The sequence below is a fragment of the Dactylosporangium sp. CA-233914 genome, assembly GCF_050942935.1.
GTDB lineage: Bacteria > Actinomycetota > Actinomycetes > Mycobacteriales > Micromonosporaceae > Dactylosporangium.
The window spans coordinates 722,227-739,516 of sequence record NZ_CP192030.1 but is presented as its reverse complement, the minus strand read 5'-3'; the positions used below and the strand labels follow the sequence as shown (position 1 = coordinate 739,516).

Below are 17,290 nucleotides of genomic sequence, written 5' to 3'. Positions count from 1 at the left end.
CGAGTGCCGACATCCGCGGGACTGGCTCGACGGTAACGCGAACGGCAACCGTCGGCAAGCCCCGCGCTGGCGTGGCGCGCTACTGGCCGGCACCCGAACGGGTCCTGGCCCGGCACCTGGGCGCCGGTTCCCTGGATGGTGTCACGGAGCACACCAACCGGGGGGTTGACATGAACACGACGTTCGACACGGTTCGCGCCGAGGCCCTCTTCGCCTCCGCCCTGCAGGCCTCGCAGGAGCCGTCGCCGCTGCAGGTGCGCACCGCGGTCACCACCACGCTGCGCCGCTACGGCGTCAACGGCTGCGCGGCCCGGGTCGCCGGCGAGTTCGGCGACCACCCCGAGACCGCCGCCGGCCGGATGACCTGGGCGCTGGAGACGGTCCGCGAGGCCTACGAGGACCTCGCCGCGCGGGAGTTCGCGTTCGCCGGCTGAGATCACCCGCGGGCTCGGAACCGGTCGCGGCCGGCGCGGGAAACACCACCGCCAGGACGACGTTTCCGGCGGCGGCCGACGCGGTATGACGCAGTTGTGGACCTTCGTCTGACCGTGGATCTGCCGCGCGATCTCGATCGCATGAACACGCTCCGGCACGTCCTGGACGGGGCACTGAACGGGCTCGGCGTGGCCGAACAGACCCGGACGGACATCGGCCTCATCGTCAGCGAAACGTGGGCGAACGTGATCGCTCACGTGCGGGTCGGCGTGGCGTTTCAGGTCCGCGCAACGGTCGACGAGCTCCGATGTGTGATAGAAGTCACGCACCCGGGCGAGCCGGCCTCCGAGAATGTCAACGCCCTCATCACGTCCGGACATTCCCTCAAGGTCGTCCGCACCCTCGCCGATCACGTCGACGTGGACCGCGACGGCCTCCTCGTGAAGGTCACGAAGCTGCTATGACCGAGTTCGCCGCCACGGCCACCCCCACCACGGACGGCGCGGTCACCGTGACCGCGTCCGGCGAGCTCGACATGACCAGCGCCCCCGAGCTGATCAACGTGCTGCGGCACGCGATCCACGCACACCGACCCTCGCGGGTCGACCTGGACCTGACCGCCGTGACCTTCATGGACTCGACGGGCCTGCAGGTGCTGGTGGCCGCCGACACGGACGTCGGCGGCGGCCTGCGGATCACCGGAGCGAGCCCGACGGTGTACCGGCTGCTGGAACTGACCGGCGTGCTGTCGGAATTCGGTCTGCCGCCCCAGCGTTCCGCCAAGTAGGAGACATAACCGGTTGGCAACCGAACAGTTCCCACCTCGGCACCCGGACAGGAGTTAGCTGGATTCAGCAGGGAAGTTCAGCAGGAGGTTGTGATGGAGTCCACGTTCGAAGCGGTCCGCGCCGAAGCGCTCTTCGCCTCCACGCTGCAGATGTCCGAGCGTCCGGCCGACGGCGACGTCCGGGCCGCGGTGACGAGCACGCTGCGCCGCATCGGCGTCCAGGGCTGCGTCGCCCGGGTCGCGACCGAGTTCGGCGAGCACCCCGAGTGCGCCACCGGCCGGATGGGCTGGGCACTGGGGATGATCCGGCACGCCTACGCCGGGTCGTGCACGCCCGAGATTTTCGCCCGGCCCCGAGCGGCCCTGGCCTAGAATTTCGGGTAAGTCCCACCAAGCGCGAAGCCCCCGCCGAATCCTCGGACGGGGGCCTGCTACTCCTTCGGCCGTGAAGCGGGTCTCGGCCTACGACTTGGGGTGTGTGTCAGACCGCGCGGATGTTGTCGGCCTGCGGCCCCTTCTGGCCCTGCGTGATCTCGAACTCGACCTTCTGACCCTCGGCCAGCTCGCGGTAGCCGGTGGCCTGGATCGCCGAGTAGTGCGCGAACACGTCGGGTCCACCGTTGTCCTGCGAGATGAAGCCGTAGCCCTTCTCCGAGTTGAACCACTTCACCGTGCCTGATGCCACGTGTAACTCCTTAGCGACGTCGCCCCGATCCGCACCTCACGGATCAATGTTGAATCAGGCACACGCCACGGTGGAAACGGTAGCTTGCGCGCTGCGAAAACGCAGCCCCGGTATCGGCATGCGGACCCGTTCGACGGTCAAACCGAAATGCGCACCCGAACGTCGGGGACACTCAGCGTATTGCACTACTTGACGGTCGGTGATACAGAGACCGACTTCAACGCCCATATCTCGCGCCCAGCGCAGGGATCTAGTACAGTCAGCTCAGCTCGCCTCATCCGAACGGACAGTTCGGGTCCGGGCCCCGTCCAGCAGCGGCGGATCGACCCCCGGCGAGCCCCGCAGGTCTTGCACCGGCGCTCAAGAAACGGGTGCCGAAAGCGATTCCCGACCGGCGTGACGGCGCATGCCCTCTTTCCTCTTCCCGGGCGCAGCACGAGTCTGCGCGCAGGCGGCCGTCATCACATAGCCGGTCAAACGCACCAGAAGGGTCAATTCCGTGACCATCTCTGTCGACCGTGCCATCGACCGTGTCCTCGCCGACGCCGCCCCCAACACCCAGGGAACGAGCGAAAGCGCCAGCACCAGCACCCGCGCCACCGACGCGCAGGCCCGGGCGCTGCTCTCGCTGATGGCCGACCTCCCGGCGGGTGCCGACCGCGATCGCGTCCGCGCCCGGCTGATCGAGTTGTACATCCCGCTCGCCGAGTACCTCGCCCGCCGCTTTCGCAACCGCGGCGAGCACTTCGACGACCTCGTCCAGGTCGGCAACCTTGGCCTGATCAAGTCCGTGGACGGCTACGACCCGTCCCGCGGGGCCGCGTTCACCAGCTACGCGATCCCGATGATCGTCGGCGAGCTCAAGCGCCACTTCCGCGACAAGGGCTGGGACGTGCGCGTCCCGCGCCGGCTGCAGGAGCTGCGCCTGGAGATCAGCAAGGTCTCCGGCGACCTGGCCCAGGACCTCGGCCGCTCCCCGACCGTCGCCGACCTCGCCTGCCGGCTCGGGGTCAGCGAGGAGGAGATCATCGAGGGGCTGGACTGCGGGCAGGCGTACCGCGCCCTCTCCCTCGACGCCCCGGCCGGCGACGGCGGCGAGCCGGGCGCGGCCGGCCTGGGCGACCTGCTCGGTGGCGAGGACCCGGACATGCAGAACGTGGAGAACCGCGAGGCCCTGCGCCCGCTGCTGGCCAAGCTGCCGGTGCGGGAGCAGAAGATCATCGCGATGCGCTTCCACGGCAACCTCACCCAGTCGCAGATCGCCGCCGAGCTGGGCATCTCCCAGATGCACGTCTCCCGGCTGCTGGCCGCCGCGCTGCGCACCCTGCGCACCGAGCTGAGCGCGATGGCCGAGTAACGCACCAACGCACCACCGCGAGCGTGGGGGGACCAAGGTGGCGGGCGCCCGCCGGGGGGAAGGCGGGCGCCCGCTGATGATTCAGCTCGCGCCGACGATGCCCTGGTGGTTCTGCACGAACTCGGGCACCGTCCGGCCGCGCACCGCCGCCAGCAGGTCGAGCGTGGTCTGGTCCAGCGCCTCGGCCCCCGGGTTCTCCGTGGACTGGTGGAAGCCGCCGTTGTTGGTCTTGAGCGTCAGCAGCCGGTCGCCGTCGATGCCGCGCATCGCGAAGATCCAGTCGTCCAGGCCGAACGGCCCGGTGTCGATCGTCATCGCGCGCCCGACGACGTCGAGGACCTTGTTCAGCGTGCCCGGGCTGCCGAGCACCTCCTTGCTGGCGATCTTCTTCAGCAGCGCCTTGATGAACTGCTGCTGGTGGCGCTGGCGGTCGTAGTCGCTGTTGGGCAGCGTCTCGCGCTGGCGGACGAAGTCCAGCGCCTGCCACGCGTCCAGGTGCTGGTAACCGACCTCGTAGACGACCGGCGTCACGCCCTTGATCGGGATCAGCTGGGTGCCGCCGCCGGGGGCGTCGCGCTGCTCGAACGGCGTCTTGGTGTTGCCCTGCGCGTCGTGGCCGATGTGCACCGAGGTCGTGCGCTGGTCGACATACATGTCCACGCCGCCCAGCACCTTCACCACGTCCTGGAACCCGACGAAGTCCACGATCCCGGCCGCGTCGAAGGTGACGCCCCAGTTCTGCTTGATGGTCGCGGCCAGCAGCGTCGTGCCGTGCTTGCGCTGGTCCTTGCCGGTCAGCCCGTAGCCGCCCTCGGCGAACGCACCGTTGATCTTGTCCTTGCCGCCCTTGAAGGTGCGTTTACCGTTGTCGTACTTCGGAATCGACACCCACGTGTCCCGCGGGATCGAGATCAGGAACGCCATGTCGTGCGACGCCGGAATGTGCAGAATCAGGATCGAGTCGGACCGGATCGCGTCCGTCGGATTCTGGTTCGGCCGCGGGTCGATGCCGATCAGCAGGATGTTCTTCGCGCCGCTGATCGAGGCGTGCCGCCCCTGGTCCTCGGGGGGCAGCAGGTCCTCCTTGTGCACGCTGCGTGTGGCGTATCCGAACACCGCGTCCTTCACCACGAACGTGCCGCCCGCCGCGATCATCATCAGCGCGCCGGCGATCACCAGCGCCCGCGCCCAGGCCGGATCGCGCCGGCCGCGCTTGGCCCGGGCCCGGCCGCCCGACTGGGTCGTGCCTCTCGCCAAGGCCCCCACTCCCAACCGTCCATCACCATCAGTCACTGAGATGACGCCGGAACCGACCGTACCTGGGCAACGCGATATCGTCACGTCTCAGCGGCCGACGCGGATCGCCGGTAACGGCCAGTGACGGAGAGTGCTTGTGGTGACGGTGACGCAGCCCGAAACCGGCGACGGCCTGACCCCGCACGGCCCGCGTGACGGCCGCCCGGATCGGCGGGCCCGGGCCGTCCGGGTCGCGCTCGCCATCGTCCTGGCCTGGGCCGTGCCGCTCGCCGCCCACCCGCTGCGCCTGGATGCGCTGCTGCCGCTGGTGGTGCTCGCAGGCACCATGGCGATCCAGCGCGGGGCCACCGGCCTGCTCGACCGCTTCGTGCTCGCCTGCTCCCAGCTGTTCGGCGCGGCGTGCGTCTTCGGCGTCGGGCTCACGCTGTGGCCCGGACACCTGGACCCCACGCTGGTCGCCGGCGTCGCGCTCACCATCCTGGTGATCATCGCGGCGGCCACGGGCCGGTTCGAGCGCCCCGGGGTGGCGCGCCTCGACGGGCTGACGGCGCTCGCGTTCGCCGGCGTCGCCGCTGTCACTCTGGTGCCCTACGCCGCCCGTGACCTCGGCGGACGGCTCGGCCTGCCCCTCGCGGGCGAGGACGTCGCGCGGCACTACCTGCTCTACGACGTCATCGGCCGCACCGGCGGATACCTCTTCATGCGCCCGGAGGCCCTGCGCCCGTTCGTGCCGGACGAGGAGCTCACCGGCATCGCGAACTACCCGCAGGGCCTCCACTTCGCCTACGCGGTGGTGTACCGCTTCATCTCCTCGACCACGGGCCGCACCTCGGCCGCGGCGAGTGCCGACGCCATGGTGTGGCTGCTCGTCGGCACGTTCCTGCTGCTCGCGCTCGCGATCCTGTGGGCCGTGCGCCGCCTCGCCGGCCCCGGCGCCTCGGCGGCCCGCCTGTTCCCCGTGCTGCTCGTCGCGGGCGCGTGGCTGGTGCTCGGCGACCCGGTGACCGTGCTCGCCCGCGGTTACCCGAACGAGCTCGCCGGCCTGGCCTGCGCCGCCGTGCTCACCGCGCTCACCGCGCGCCCGCTGCACCGCCTCGGCGAGCAGACGGTGACCGTCGCGCTGCTGCTCGTGGGCATCTCGTTCAGTTATCCGCTCTTCCTGCCCTACGGCGGGCTGGCCGCCCTGTGGTGGATCCGGCGCGCCCGCCTGTGGCGCTTCTGGTGGGGCTGGCTCACCGCCGCGCTCGTGGCGCTGGTCACGGCGATCGGCCCGCTGACCGCCATGGCCGCCTCCAGCGGCACCCAGCTGCTGCTCAACGGCACCGCCCGGATCGTGGACCGCCCGGCCACCGCCGCCCTCGTGGGCCTGGCCGTGTTCGCGGTGCTCCTGCGCCGCGGGCTGCGCACGCAGAGTCACCGCGCGACCCTGTTCACGGTCGCGGCGGCGTTCACGATGGCCGCTGGGCTGGGGCTGTACCAGACGGCGACGATCGGCCACCCGGTGTACTACTTCGACAAGCTTCTGCACCTGCTGATCGTGGTCAGCCTGTGCGCGCTCGGCGGGCTGGTGCGGTTCCTGCCGGGTCTCGGTGCGGCCGCCCGGGTCGCCGTAGCCATCCCCGTGGTCGCCGCGCTGGCGGTCGCCGGCGGCGAGTGGCACGCCACGCCGGTCGCGCCCGGCGCGAAGCTCGCCCTCGGCAAGGACCGCGGCTCGCCCGAGGCGGCCCGCGACGCGCTGCTGATGGCCCGGATGTTTCCCGGTGGCGGCGGGGCGGTGAACGTCGATCTCATGGGCAGCCCGTGGCGCAACTGGTCGGCGACGCTCGGGGCGGCGGCGCTGCAGCATCAGTACCGCTACTTCCCCGCCTGGTCCGGGCTGCTGTACCCGGGCTCGGCCGGCCGGGCGAGCACCATGGACGACCTCGACCGGCTCGTGCGGGAGAGCCCGGTGCCGGTCCGGTTCTTCGTGCACGACCCGGAGGCGAGCCTGCTCGTTGTCGATGGGGAGCGCCCGTATCGGCCGAACGTAAGGCCTGGTCAGCCGCTCCCGGTGGCCTTCGGCGACCCGGCCGCACCGACCAACATCGCGGCCGCCCGCGCGCTGGCCGCGAAATATCCGACGAAAGTGCAGGTCGTGTACGCTACGCCAGCGAACCCGTAGGACTCAGTGTGGTGGCGCAGCACCGCAACCGAGACGGATTGGTAATCGTGCAAAAACCCGAGGTCAGCGTCGTCATCCCCACGCGCAACCGGCCCGAGCTGGTCGTACGCGCCGTTCGCAGCGCGCTGGCCCAGACCCTTCGTGACATCGAGGTCGTCGTCGTGATCGACGGGCCTGACCCGGCGACCGTGGAGGCGCTCAACGCGATCGGCGACGAGCGCGTTCGCCCCGTGGAGCTGCCGACGTCCGGCGGTGCCCCGAACGCGCGCAACCGGGGCGTCGACAACGCCCGCGCCGACTGGGTCGCGTTCCTCGACGACGACGACGAGTGGCTGCCGGAGAAGCTCGCCACGCAGCTCGAGCGGGCCCGCCGCTCCGGCGTCGCCCTGCCGATCGTGGGCAGCCGGCTGTACATGCGCACCCCCCGCGCCGAGCTGATCATGCCCCGCCGGGTCCCGGCCCCGGACGAGCCCATCAGCGAGTATCTCGCGGTCCGCCACGGCCTCTTCCACGGCGACGGCTTCATCCAGACCTCGACGATCATGGCCCCGACGGCCCTGCTGCGGAAGGTCCCGTTCACCGACGGCCTGCGCCGCCTGCAGGAGCTGGACTGGACGCTGCGCAGCCTGCAGGAAGAGGGCGTGGACCTGATCTACGCGGAGGAGCCGCTCGTCATCTGGTACGCCGACGAGAACCGCCCGCGCATCAGCTTCGACGCCCCCTGGAAGCAGTCTCTGGAGTGGCTGCACCAGACCCGCCCGAGGGTGACCCCGCGCGCGTATGCCGCGCTGGCGATGAGCGTCGTGGGCTCGATGGCCGCGGCGAGCCGCAGCCCGAAGATCTTCTTCGGGCTGCTGCGCGAGGCCCGCCGCCACGGCCAGCCGAGCTTCACCGACTACGTCACGTTCCTGCAGGTCTGGCTGGTTCCCGCCGGCCCGCGCAGGGTAGTGCGCGACTTCTTCCTCAGCCGCCGGCGCACCCGCGCCGGCACCGGATGACCACTTCCAGGGATGGATCTCGGCCGATGACCATGGCGAAGGGGCGCCTCGCCGGCGCCATCGCGGCGATCGTGATCGCGGTTCTGGCGGGCGTTCTGGAGTACACCAGGACGGATTCCCTCGGCCAGTCCGCCGCCGCGTTCGCCGCCGGCCTGATCGCCATGGCCGTGGTGGGCCTGGCCCTCAGCCTGCCCGGGATCACCCTGCCGGGGCTGGTCCTGGGCGGCCTGTTCGTCATCGCCGGCATCCTGACCTGGACCGCCACCAAGCGCCCGGGCATCATCTGGGCGGTTCTGGCGGTCGAGGTGATCGTCTTCGCGGTCTGGGCCTGGCCGTGGCTGCGTTCGCTGCGCTCCCTGTCCCGGCTCGGCACCGCGTGGCTGGGGCTGGCGTACTGGTTCTTCGGCATCGCCGGCGCGGTGCTGGTCGCCCACTGGAAGGTGGCCGGCCAGCGCGTCGCCTACGCGGGCGTCTTCACCCTGGCGGTCCTGGCCCTCATCGCCCTCAACACGACGGCCAAGCGCCGCGGCAAGGACCTGTCCATCGGTATCGCCGCGGCGATCCTGCTGGGCATCGCGGCCCTGATGCTCGTCGGCTCGGGCAGCCTCTTCGACAAGATCCACGCGGTCCCCGACAACGCCTCGGCCCGCATGATGACCAACCGCTTCTGGGGCGGCCCCGGCCTGTTCTACCACCCGAACTCCCTGGCCGGCTTCATGGCCGCGGCGGGCATCCGCATCGGCTTCGACCGCGCGATGGCGTGGTGGCAACGCCTGGGCGTGGCGGCCCTCGCGGCGTTCGTGCTGTCGATCAGCGACTCCCGCACGGGCTTCGTCTTCGCCGCGGCCGCCGCGGTGGTCCACCTGGGCCTGGCCCTGTGGAAGCGCAACACCGACGTCGACCGCCGCTGGCTGTCGGTCGCCACCCCGTTCGTGGTGCTGCTGATCGTGGTCACGCTGGGTAACGGATACCAGTTCCTGCTGCGCGACCGCTTCGCCGACAACCAGGGCGACGTAACCAGCGGCCGCACCGACACCTGGCGTCAGGTCTGGGTCGACTGGAAGGACGCGGGCTGGGCCGAGAAGACCTTCGGCAACGCCAAGACGTCCCGCGCGGTGGTCGAGCGCCTCGACGACGGCAACCCGATCGAGGGCCCGCGCCGCCAGCTGAACACGGACAACGCCGCGGTCGGCGCCTTCCGCCGCGGCGGCGTCCTGGGCGCCGCCGCCTTCCTGGCGGGCCTGGGCCTGCTGCTGTGGCACGCCCTGCGCCGCCGCCGCGACGGCACGCTGCCCGCGGCGTGGTTCACCATCGGCGCCCTGGCGGTGGTCCCGACGATAGCCACGGAGGACTGGCTGATCGGCGGCACCAACGGCGCGATCTGGCTCCTGCTCGCCGCCGGCGAGGCCCGCACCCTGCTGCACCGCACCGACCCGGCGGAACTGCCCCAGCAGCCGGAGCCCGCCGTCCCCTGAATCCGGTTCATTGACTACGATGCTGTTCTTCGGACCGGGAGGCCGTGATGATTGACAAGCTCGACACCGGAGTCCCGCACCCGGCCAGGCGATACAACTACTGGCTGGGCGGCAAGGACAACTTCGCCGCCGACCGGGAGTCCGGCGACCTGCTGGCGAAGTCCTATCCCGCCGCCCGGATCGCCGCCCGGGCCAACCGCGCGTTCCTGCAGCGGGCCGTGCGGTATCTGGCCGCCGAGGCCGGCATCCGCCAGTTCCTGGACATCGGCACCGGGCTGCCGACCGCCGACAACACCCACGAGGTGGCGCAGCGCATCGCCCCGGACGCTCGAATCGTGTACGTCGACAACGACCCGATGGTGATGACTCACGCCCGGGCATTGTTGAGCAGCACGCCGGAAGGGCGCACCCGATACATCGAGGAAGACCTGCGCAACCCGGAGCGGATCCTCTCCGACCTGGAGGTCCGCGACACGCTCGACCTCGACCGGCCGGTGGCGCTGATGCTCATCGCGATCGTGCACTTCCTGCCCGACCAGGCGGCCGCGCGCGGCGTCGTTGAAACGCTGCTGGACGCTCTGCCGTCGGGCAGTTACCTGGCCATGTCATGCGCCACGAAAGACTTCCTCACCCCGGAACTGGCCGCCAACTGGGACGAGACCCTGCGCACCGGCAAGTCCGACGTCTACCCGCGGGCCCGGGCCGAGTTCAGCGAGTTCTTCACCGGGCTCGACCTCGTGGATCCGGGCGTCGTCGCGGTCAGCGGGTGGCGCGCCGACTCGGACGCCGAGGAGCACCCGTTGCCGGTGGACGCCTCGATCTTCGGCGCGGTGGGCAGAAAGCCCTGACGAAACCTCGACAGCCTGGCACGACGGGACCGCCGTGCCAGGCTGCCTGCGGTTTCAGTTCCTGACGGTGAGCACGACGCGCTGGTAGGAGGTCAGTGCCGGAGATCCGCTGTCCGTCACCTGGAGGATGAGGTGGATCGTCTGGCCGGGTGCGGCATCATCCGGTACCCGGATCTTCACGACGTTCTGCTGCTGTCCGCGGGAGAGCTGGTTGATCGTGACGGCTCCCGGGTACGTGTCGGCGTCCTTGTACTGCCACCAGCTGCTGGTGACCTTGTCCCGATCCGGATCGCCCGTGAGGCCGGTGAGCACGACCGTCTGGCCGCGTGAGACGGTGCGGTCCAGCTGACCGGCCACCTTGGCCGTCGGCGCGTGGTTGGCCTTGGCGTACCGCGAGGTCACCGTCCACTGCAGTCTGGCGGCGAAGTCCTGCTGGGCCGCGCCGAACCAGCGGCTGGCGGCATAGTTGCTCGACGAGACCCCGTTCGGATCGGTGTCGTTTCCGTTGCGTCCGCCCCAGCCGCCGTAGCCGGCATCGACGTATCCGCGCAGACCGTTGTCGATGAGGTTCATGAAGATCGAGGTGTCGCCCTCGGAGATCCAGGATCCCTTTTCTTGCGGGGGTGTCCAGACGATGTACCCCATCGCCTTGAGCTGCGCGGTGGTGAGGCCGGAGAAGCCGAAGTGGTCGAAGATGTCACCGGGGACCATCTGCTTCCCGTCGCCCCAGACCCGGTAGAAGGCGCCGAACGGTCCGACGTTGGACACATTTGCCTTGGTCCATTCAGCGGACAGGTACTTCGCGTCCTGGGGGAGCACAGCGTTGCGGGCGCCGTAGCCCCAGATGCTGGTTGACATCTGGCGGAATTCGATGTCGGGCCAGTTCTTGCCGATGTAGCTGGCGTAGGCGCCGTCCTGGTCGCCGAACGACTGGATGATCGCCTTCTGCGAGACCTTCTTGTAGATCTGCGACCACTTGGGCGTGTTCTCGTACTGGTCCTTGATGGACTTCAGTGCCCGGGCGATCGTGCTCTGGCCGGCGCCGGTGAGCAGGTAGAGGGGGCCGGGCCGGTTGTCGAGCAGGCTCTCCTTGATCAGGTTCGAGCCCGCCGAGTCCTTGGAGATGTCACCGTCGAACTCGATGTTCCCGGTGTAGATCTTCGACTGCAGTTCCTTGGGCGAGGGGTAGCCCTCGGCGTGCCGGCGAAGGTTGGGGTAGACCTGTGCGTAGATGTCGACCGCTTCGTTGATGAACCGCTCGCCCGGCTTCCAGCGCCACGAGGTGCATGGGCAGATGTTCAGGCCGAACCGGGTGTACTCGCGCCCGGGCACGTACCACAACGTGCCCTTGCCGTCGCCGGCCCAGTGCACACCGCTGCTGGCGTAGACGAGACCCTCGGTGTCGAACTCGTTGCTGTACATCAGGTAGCGCACGAGCGTGTTCTGGTCGTCGAGTTCCGGGTCGTGCATGAGGATGACGCGGGGCTTGCCGTTCTCACCGCCGGAGTGGCGGTCCGACTCACCGGCGAACGCAGATGCGCCGTTGGTCGCGATCATGATTCCCGCGAGCAACGCCGCCGTCATGGTGCGCAGTGCGTGCCGGCGCACGCGCCCTGCGGTCGGACCAGGAAGTATTCGCAACAGATCCTCCTCGTAGTCCCAGGGGTGTCGTCCCGGGACGTCATCGGCCTTCAGTGCCACGCGTGATGTGAATATATATTCAGATCTGACTTGATATATAGCGTTAATCACCGTGACACAAAAGTCAAGGCTGTCGCTACCGCCGGCCGCCCGATCACGTTCCGCGCCGGAGCACGCCGCGAGCCCCGGGGATCTGTCGTGTTTTCGGGGTGACGGGAGTGATTGGTTGCTATTTGTCCGCGTGGAGCGGCCCCGACAAAGCCGAACGTGCGCGAGGAGCGCGTGCTCACTCTGCGTGCATGAGGGACGGGCGGATAGTCCGCGCGCCACGTCGCCTTTGACCCGAGGGGCGAGACTGAAGGTCAGCCCCTCAAGACGTCCGGCCAGCCCGCGGCGTTCGCGCCGACCGGCCGAATCCGCCTACCACTCGGGCCGCCCGGCCGTCCCCCGCTCTGCCTCGAGCCGCTCCAGCACGCCGTCCAGGATTCCGTCGGCAGCAGCCGTCGAGCCCGTCTTACGCTTGCGCGACAGGGCCGGGTGGAACTGGTCGCGCGCCGCGGCGAGGGTCGCCTGCACATAGGCATGCGCCCCGCGCCGGTCGTAGTGGCCGGGCGGGACCGCGGCCTCGAAAACCACGGTGCGCGTCCGGGCTATCCACCGCCCGACGCGCAGCCCCTCGAAGTCCGGCCGCCAGATCGCGCCGGGCAGCAGGAACACAACCCACAAGCCGACCTCGTCCGCCCCGATGTCCAGCCCGTCGTGCAGCTCGAGGGCGTGGTTACTGGCACGGATCGCGGCGTCGCTAACGGCGCGGGCTACCCGCTCCTGCGTGTAGCGACGCTCTGAATCGTAGGTGATGCCCCACTTGTAAAGACCACCCGAGTTTTTCTGCTGACGAGCGCATACAGGTAGGTGTGTCGCGGGGTTGTAGCGGCCGATGTCCACCACGCGCGCGCAAATCGCATCCACGCCGGTGCGCTCGTCGCAGATCCGGTCCGCCTGACCTGGCCGGCGCCGGTGCACCGGCCAGGTCAAGAACGACCTCGTCGCGGGCGGTCAGCCGTCCGACATCGTGGCCACGGCGACGATGAAGATGACGAACGCGACCGGGATGAACAGACCGATGATCGCCATCGGTCGCGCCAGCAGCGGCGGGCCCGGGTCCATCGGCGGCCGGCTCGCCCCGGACGGCGGCGGCTGCGGGGGCGCGAGGCTCGCCACCTTGTCCCGCCGGAAGACGTTCATCAGCACGGTGATCGGCGTGATCACGAACGATGCGTAGCCGTACCAACCCTGCACGAGCGTTCGCGCGGTCATCCCGCGGAACGTGGACAGCCCGCAGTCACGGCAGAAGGGCCCGTCCATCGACAGGAACCGCATGAGCAGGATCATGCCCTGGTGCCCGCGAAACTTGACGTTGGCGGCCGGCACGCAACCGCAGAAGCGGCACTGCACCAGCGGCATCGACTGGGGCTGCTGCGCCGGGTATGACTGGGAAGCGTACTGCTGCGGGGCGTAGGGCTGCGGAGGGTACTGCGGCGGCTGGGTCATCGTGGCACCTCGTTGGACTCCGGGGACGGGTCATCGTAATGCCGGCACGGCCGACCGCGTTGCCCCGTGACGCGGGCATGGGCGCAACACGGGCTCAGGACTTGGGGCGGATGGCGTACGTTACCGGGCCCTGGGTCTGCGGGTTCCACTGCTGCGGGATGTAGAAGGCGCAGCCGTTCGGCGGGTCGATGCACACCACCGCGTCGACCGACTCGATCGGTGGGGGTGGGATGTCCGGCTGCAAGGACTGCATCGATACCAGGTCGTCGCCCTTCAGCAGGACCCACCAGGGGTACTCCCAGGTGTTGTAGCCCTGGATGATGCCGACCCGCTTGGCGCCCGAGGCGTTCACCGCGTTCGCCGCCCACCGGTAATCCTGGCCCCACTCCGGGCGGCGGATGAAGCGTTCGTCCATTGTGCTCGTCGTGAAGATCGAGCCGGGGCCGATCAGGCGTCTCGGCCAGCCGAACGACACCGCGGCGACGCCGGCCGCCACGCCGCCCGCCAGGACCGCGGACATCAGCCAGGCGACGGCTCGGCGGCGGTACGCCAGGAGCGGCTCGACCCAGAGGGCGGCCAGCGGCGTGCCCAGCAGGATCAGGAAGACGATCAGGCGGTTGCCCCAGGGCTGCCATTTGACCAGGATGACGTAGGCCAGGACCGACAGCCAGAACAGCGACGCGTACACCCGGGTCGGGCCTCGGCGCCAGGCCAGGACCACCGCGGCGATGAGGATCAGGGCGCCCTGGACCGGGAAGGAGACGCGGTCCTCGTCCGGGGGCCAGGACTCGTACGGATACGTCGCGCCCCAGTAGGTGATGTCCCGCGCGTCCGGGTCGACGCCGATCGCGTGGGCCAGGGAGCGGATCGCGTCGGCGCCGACCGGGCCCGCCGGAGTCTGCAGCGCCGTTTCCGCGATGCGGAGGGCATTGATGAGGACCGACGCGGGGTCGTGGCGCTGCATCGAGATCGAGCCGCGCAGGTGCTCCGGGCCCAGCGGGTTCTCGTACGTCGTTTCCACGCGCCACAGATACGGGCCGGCAATCAGCGCCATCATCGCCACGACGATTCCGGTGCCGGCGAAGGCGCGCAGGACCGCGCGCCGGCGCAGCTGGGCCACGAACCACCACACCAGCAGCGGGCCGGCGGCCAGCAGGCCCGTGGCCTTGGTCAGCAGGGTCAGGCCCGCGGCGGCGCCCAGCAGCACCATCGCCGGCCACGGGGTGATTCGGCAACGTTCGTCCAGGACCAGGGTCGCCACTGTGCCGACCCACAGGGCTACCACCAGGTCCGTCTGGGTGCTGGTGGCCTCCAGCAAAACCATGGGAGTCGTACCGAAGATCAGCGCCGCCAGCAACTGGGCGCGACGGCCGCCGGCCAGCTGGGCCGTGATCCTGGACGCGATCAGCGCGCCGAACACGCCGGCCGCCAGCTGGACGAGGTTGTAGAGGGAATCGCCGCCGGTCAGCAGGCGCAGGTGCAGCAGGATGTACTCCGCGCCCGGGGCCATCGCCAGCTGGCGGTCGATGATCGTGGGGTAGAAATCGACGCCGCCCTGGGCCACCCAGTGCTCGATCTTCGGCAGGTGGTACGTCTGCGAGTCGAAGTTGTTGGGTGGCGCCAGGAGGGCGATCAGCAGATCCGCCGCGAACAGCAGGGCCAGGATCACGGCTACGGCGCGTTCACCGCGGGTGGCTTCGGTCCAGAGTTCCCGGAGGATGAGCGCGCGAATCCGCTTATATCCGAAATATCCCACTGCCGCGGCCGCGACCAGCCACAACGTGATGATTACCGGGCGATTCAGCCAGCCCGCGAATGACAGCAGCTCGACCAGGAGAACCGCCGCGGTACCGAAGATCAGGCCGGCGCGGATCAGCAGCAGGCGCGTCGGAGCTACGATCACCGCGGCAGGTTATCGGACTTTCCTGACAAGCCCGGCCGCTGGGCCGGATCACAACCGCTCAACCACCCGGCCCCGGCACCGGTTGCGGGTGTCGAAAATGTACTGCGCGTGCTCCTCCACCAGCGCGTAGTCGAAGTCGTCGTGGTCGGTGAGCACGACGACGGCGTCGGCGGCCATCACCTCCACCGCGGTCAGGTCGACCAGCGTCACGCCGCCCAGCGTGCCCACGTCGCGGGGCAGGGCGTGCGGCTCCACCGCGCGGACGTCGGCGCCCAGGTCGACGAGCAACTCGGCGACCGCCCGCGCCGGGGACTCGCGCAGGTCGCCGACGTTGCTCTTGTACGCCAGGCCGAGCAGGAGGATCCGGCTGCCGTTGACCGGCTTGAAACGGTTGTTCAGGCCGGCGGTCAGGCGCTGCACGACATACCGCGGCATGCCCTCGTTGACGTCGTTGGCCAGCTCGATGAAGCGGAATCGCTGGCCCACCTCGCGCTTGACCTGCCACGACAGGTACGACGGATCGATCGGCAGGCAGTGGCCGCCGACGCCGGGGCCCGGGTCGAAGGCCATGAAGCCGAACGGCTTGGTCGCGGCGGCGCCGATGGCCTCGCGCACGTCGACGCCGAGCTTGTTCGCGACGATCGCGAGCTCGTTGACCAGGGCGATGTTGATGTGCCGGAACGTGTTCTCGAACAGCTTCGTGAGCTCGGCGGTGCGGGGGGCGGAGACGGGCACCAGACGGTTCACGAACCGCTCGTAGAACGCCCTGGTGGCGGCCAGCGAGCTCGCGTCGATGCCGGACACCAGCTTCGGCGTGTTGTCCAGGTGCCAGGTCGGGTTACCGGGGTCGATGCGCTCCGGGCTGTACCCCAGGTGGAAGTCGTCGGGGGTGCGCAGGCCGCTCGCGTGCTCCAGGAGCGGGCGGAGCACCTGCTCGGTGGTGCCCGGGTACGTGGTCGACTCCAGGATCACCGTGCAGCCGGGGCGCAGGTGCGGCGCGATCTGCAGGGCGGCGTGCTCGATGTGGCTGATGTCGGGCACCCCGTCGGTGAGCGGGGTGGGGACCGTGATCGCGCAGGTGTCGAAGCCGGCCGCGTCCGCGTAGTCGTCACTCGGGCGGTACCGCCCGGTCTCCAGCGCCCGCGCGAGCCGCTCGTCGGAGATGTCCTCCACGAACGACAGCCCGGCGCCGAGGGACTTGATGCGGTCGGTGTCGGTGTCGAGCCCGACGACGTCGTCGCCGGCCTCGACGGCTCGGATGGCCAGCGGCAGGCCGACGTACCCCTGCCCGATGATGACGACTTTGCCCATGATCATCCTATCCGGGAACTACTCGGCCCGCCGGGGCGGCGAACACCCGACGGGCCAAGGAGGGTAATGAGAAATTCCGGTTGAACGCGACGCACGCGGGGCAGCCGGTTTTGGCGGGCGTGCGTCAGCCTGTGCGGCGGCGGTAGGTGATCCAGCCGCTGCCCGCCAGTGCTGTCAGGCCCAGCAGGGCCGGGATCAGGTCGGCGCCGTACGTGTGGTGGCCGTCCTGCTGGGCGACCGGTGACGCCACGGTGCTGGTCTCGTTGGCCGACAGCTTGAACGGCGACCAGCCGCTGCGGAACGGGCCGAAGAAGCCCACCGGCCGGTCGTGGCCGTCCCAGTGGCCGCGCACCGGGCTCGAGCCCAGCGGCGTGCCGTCGAAGATGTCGTCCGGCCACGCATTGCGCCAGGCCTGGACGCGCACGGCGACCTTCAGCGTCTTGTTCGACTTCTTGCCGGTCACCTTGATGATGGCGTAGCCGGGCGTGCTCAGCCTGATGCGGGCCGAGAACCGCCCCTGGTCGTCCGCGCGGCGGTCGCCGCTGATGCGCACGCCCCACGGATTGTCGTAGCCGCCGGAGTTGCGGGTGATCCGGTACTGCACGCTGATGCTGATCGGCTCGCCGGCGATGAAGCTGCGCCCCTGGAGGCGGACCGCGTCACCGGTGGAGATCGACCCCGCACTGACCCGGATCACCGGCGCGGGCGCCGGGTAGGACGCCTCGGGTGCGGCCTGAGCGCTGGTCGGCGCGCCGAGCACGGCCGCCGCGACGACGGCACCGGCCAGGCCGGCGAGTGTTGACAGCGACGTTCTTGTTCGGGCTCGCATTGCTCTCCCTTTCCTCTCCCCGAGACTTACCGTAGACCCACAAATCCCCTCG

At 69.9% G+C, this 17,290-nt stretch carries 17 protein-coding genes; 9 read left to right on the top strand and 8 right to left on the bottom strand.

Annotation, left to right across the window (positions count from 1 at the left end):
* The first annotated feature begins 170 nt into the window (after nucleotides 1-170).
* From ACQPY0_RS03415 to ACQPY0_RS03400, 4 genes are all read left to right on the top strand, one after another.
* A complete protein-coding gene (locus ACQPY0_RS03415; protein WP_432984450.1) occupies nucleotides 171-434 on the top strand; it encodes a hypothetical protein in 264 nt (87 codons plus the stop codon).
* A gap of 114 nt (nucleotides 435-548) precedes the next feature.
* Nucleotides 549-899 (top strand): ATP-binding protein, encoded by a 351-nt coding sequence (locus tag ACQPY0_RS03410; protein WP_432984447.1) that lies wholly within the window; start codon nucleotides 549-551, stop codon nucleotides 897-899.
* Complete coding sequence (locus ACQPY0_RS03405; protein WP_432984444.1) at nucleotides 896-1,222, top strand: STAS domain-containing protein; 327 nt, start codon at nucleotides 896-898, stop codon at nucleotides 1,220-1,222. The genes ACQPY0_RS03410 and ACQPY0_RS03405 overlap by 4 nt, the downstream gene beginning before the upstream one ends.
* A gap of 93 nt (nucleotides 1,223-1,315) precedes the next feature.
* Nucleotides 1,316-1,594, top strand: coding sequence for a hypothetical protein (locus ACQPY0_RS03400; RefSeq protein ID WP_432984441.1), 279 nt, complete (start codon nucleotides 1,316-1,318; stop codon nucleotides 1,592-1,594).
* Between the two features lie 109 nt (nucleotides 1,595-1,703).
* Here the strand turns inward: ACQPY0_RS03400 and ACQPY0_RS03395 are convergent, their stop codons facing one another.
* Nucleotides 1,704-1,907: a cold-shock protein gene (locus ACQPY0_RS03395; RefSeq protein WP_350609970.1), complete on the bottom strand. Its 204-nt coding sequence runs from the start codon at nucleotides 1,905-1,907 to the stop codon at nucleotides 1,704-1,706.
* Between the two features lie 505 nt (nucleotides 1,908-2,412).
* Between ACQPY0_RS03395 and ACQPY0_RS03390 the strand changes: the two genes are divergently transcribed.
* Nucleotides 2,413-3,264, top strand: coding sequence for an RNA polymerase sigma factor SigF (locus ACQPY0_RS03390; protein ID WP_432994957.1), 852 nt, complete (start codon nucleotides 2,413-2,415; stop codon nucleotides 3,262-3,264).
* Nucleotides 3,265-3,345: 81 nt separating this feature from the next.
* Here ACQPY0_RS03390 and ACQPY0_RS03385 read toward each other — a convergent pair whose 3' ends face one another.
* On the bottom strand, nucleotides 3,346-4,521 hold the full coding sequence (locus ACQPY0_RS03385; protein WP_432984438.1) for an LCP family protein: 1,176 nt from the start codon (nucleotides 4,519-4,521) through the stop codon (nucleotides 3,346-3,348).
* 139 nt (nucleotides 4,522-4,660) lie between these two features.
* Here ACQPY0_RS03385 and ACQPY0_RS03380 point away from each other — a divergent pair, with 139 nt between their 5' ends.
* The 4 genes from ACQPY0_RS03380 to ACQPY0_RS03365 are packed head-to-tail and all read left to right on the top strand — an operon-like array spanning nucleotide 4,661 to nucleotide 10,003.
* Nucleotides 4,661-6,682, top strand: coding sequence for a hypothetical protein (locus ACQPY0_RS03380; RefSeq protein ID WP_432984435.1), 2,022 nt, complete (start codon nucleotides 4,661-4,663; stop codon nucleotides 6,680-6,682).
* A gap of 47 nt (nucleotides 6,683-6,729) precedes the next feature.
* Nucleotides 6,730-7,680: a glycosyltransferase family 2 protein gene (locus ACQPY0_RS03375; RefSeq protein WP_432984432.1), complete on the top strand. Its 951-nt coding sequence runs from the start codon at nucleotides 6,730-6,732 to the stop codon at nucleotides 7,678-7,680.
* Between the two features lie 26 nt (nucleotides 7,681-7,706).
* The gene (locus tag ACQPY0_RS03370) at nucleotides 7,707-9,155 is read left to right on the top strand and encodes an O-antigen ligase family protein (RefSeq protein WP_432984429.1); all 1,449 of its coding nucleotides are present in this window, start codon (nucleotides 7,707-7,709) and stop codon (nucleotides 9,153-9,155) included.
* 47 nt (nucleotides 9,156-9,202) lie between these two features.
* The gene (locus tag ACQPY0_RS03365; RefSeq protein ID WP_432984426.1) at nucleotides 9,203-10,003 is read left to right on the top strand and encodes an SAM-dependent methyltransferase; all 801 of its coding nucleotides are present in this window, start codon (nucleotides 9,203-9,205) and stop codon (nucleotides 10,001-10,003) included.
* Nucleotides 10,004-10,057: 54 nt separating this feature from the next.
* Here the strand turns inward: ACQPY0_RS03365 and ACQPY0_RS03360 are convergent, their stop codons facing one another.
* From ACQPY0_RS03360 to ACQPY0_RS03335, 6 genes are all read right to left on the bottom strand, one after another.
* Nucleotides 10,058-11,704, bottom strand: a complete 1,647-nt coding sequence (locus ACQPY0_RS03360) for a nucleoside hydrolase-like domain-containing protein (RefSeq protein WP_432984423.1) — start codon at nucleotides 11,702-11,704, stop codon at nucleotides 10,058-10,060.
* Nucleotides 11,705-12,064: 360 nt separating this feature from the next.
* On the bottom strand, nucleotides 12,065-12,679 hold the full coding sequence (locus ACQPY0_RS03355) for a hypothetical protein (RefSeq protein ID WP_432984420.1): 615 nt from the start codon (nucleotides 12,677-12,679) through the stop codon (nucleotides 12,065-12,067).
* Nucleotides 12,680-12,700: 21 nt separating this feature from the next.
* Nucleotides 12,701-13,195, bottom strand: coding sequence for a hypothetical protein (locus ACQPY0_RS03350; protein WP_432984417.1), 495 nt, complete (start codon nucleotides 13,193-13,195; stop codon nucleotides 12,701-12,703).
* 94 nt (nucleotides 13,196-13,289) lie between these two features.
* Nucleotides 13,290-15,098, bottom strand: a complete 1,809-nt coding sequence (locus ACQPY0_RS03345) for an ArnT family glycosyltransferase (RefSeq protein WP_432984414.1) — start codon at nucleotides 15,096-15,098, stop codon at nucleotides 13,290-13,292.
* A gap of 48 nt (nucleotides 15,099-15,146) precedes the next feature.
* Nucleotides 15,147-16,409, bottom strand: coding sequence for a nucleotide sugar dehydrogenase (locus ACQPY0_RS03340; RefSeq protein WP_432984411.1), 1,263 nt, complete (start codon nucleotides 16,407-16,409; stop codon nucleotides 15,147-15,149).
* A 124-nt stretch (nucleotides 16,410-16,533) separates the two neighbouring features.
* Entirely contained in the window at nucleotides 16,534-17,238 is a 705-nt protein-coding gene (locus tag ACQPY0_RS03335) for a hypothetical protein (protein WP_432984408.1), read from the bottom strand.
* Nucleotides 17,239-17,290: the final 52 nt, after the last annotated feature.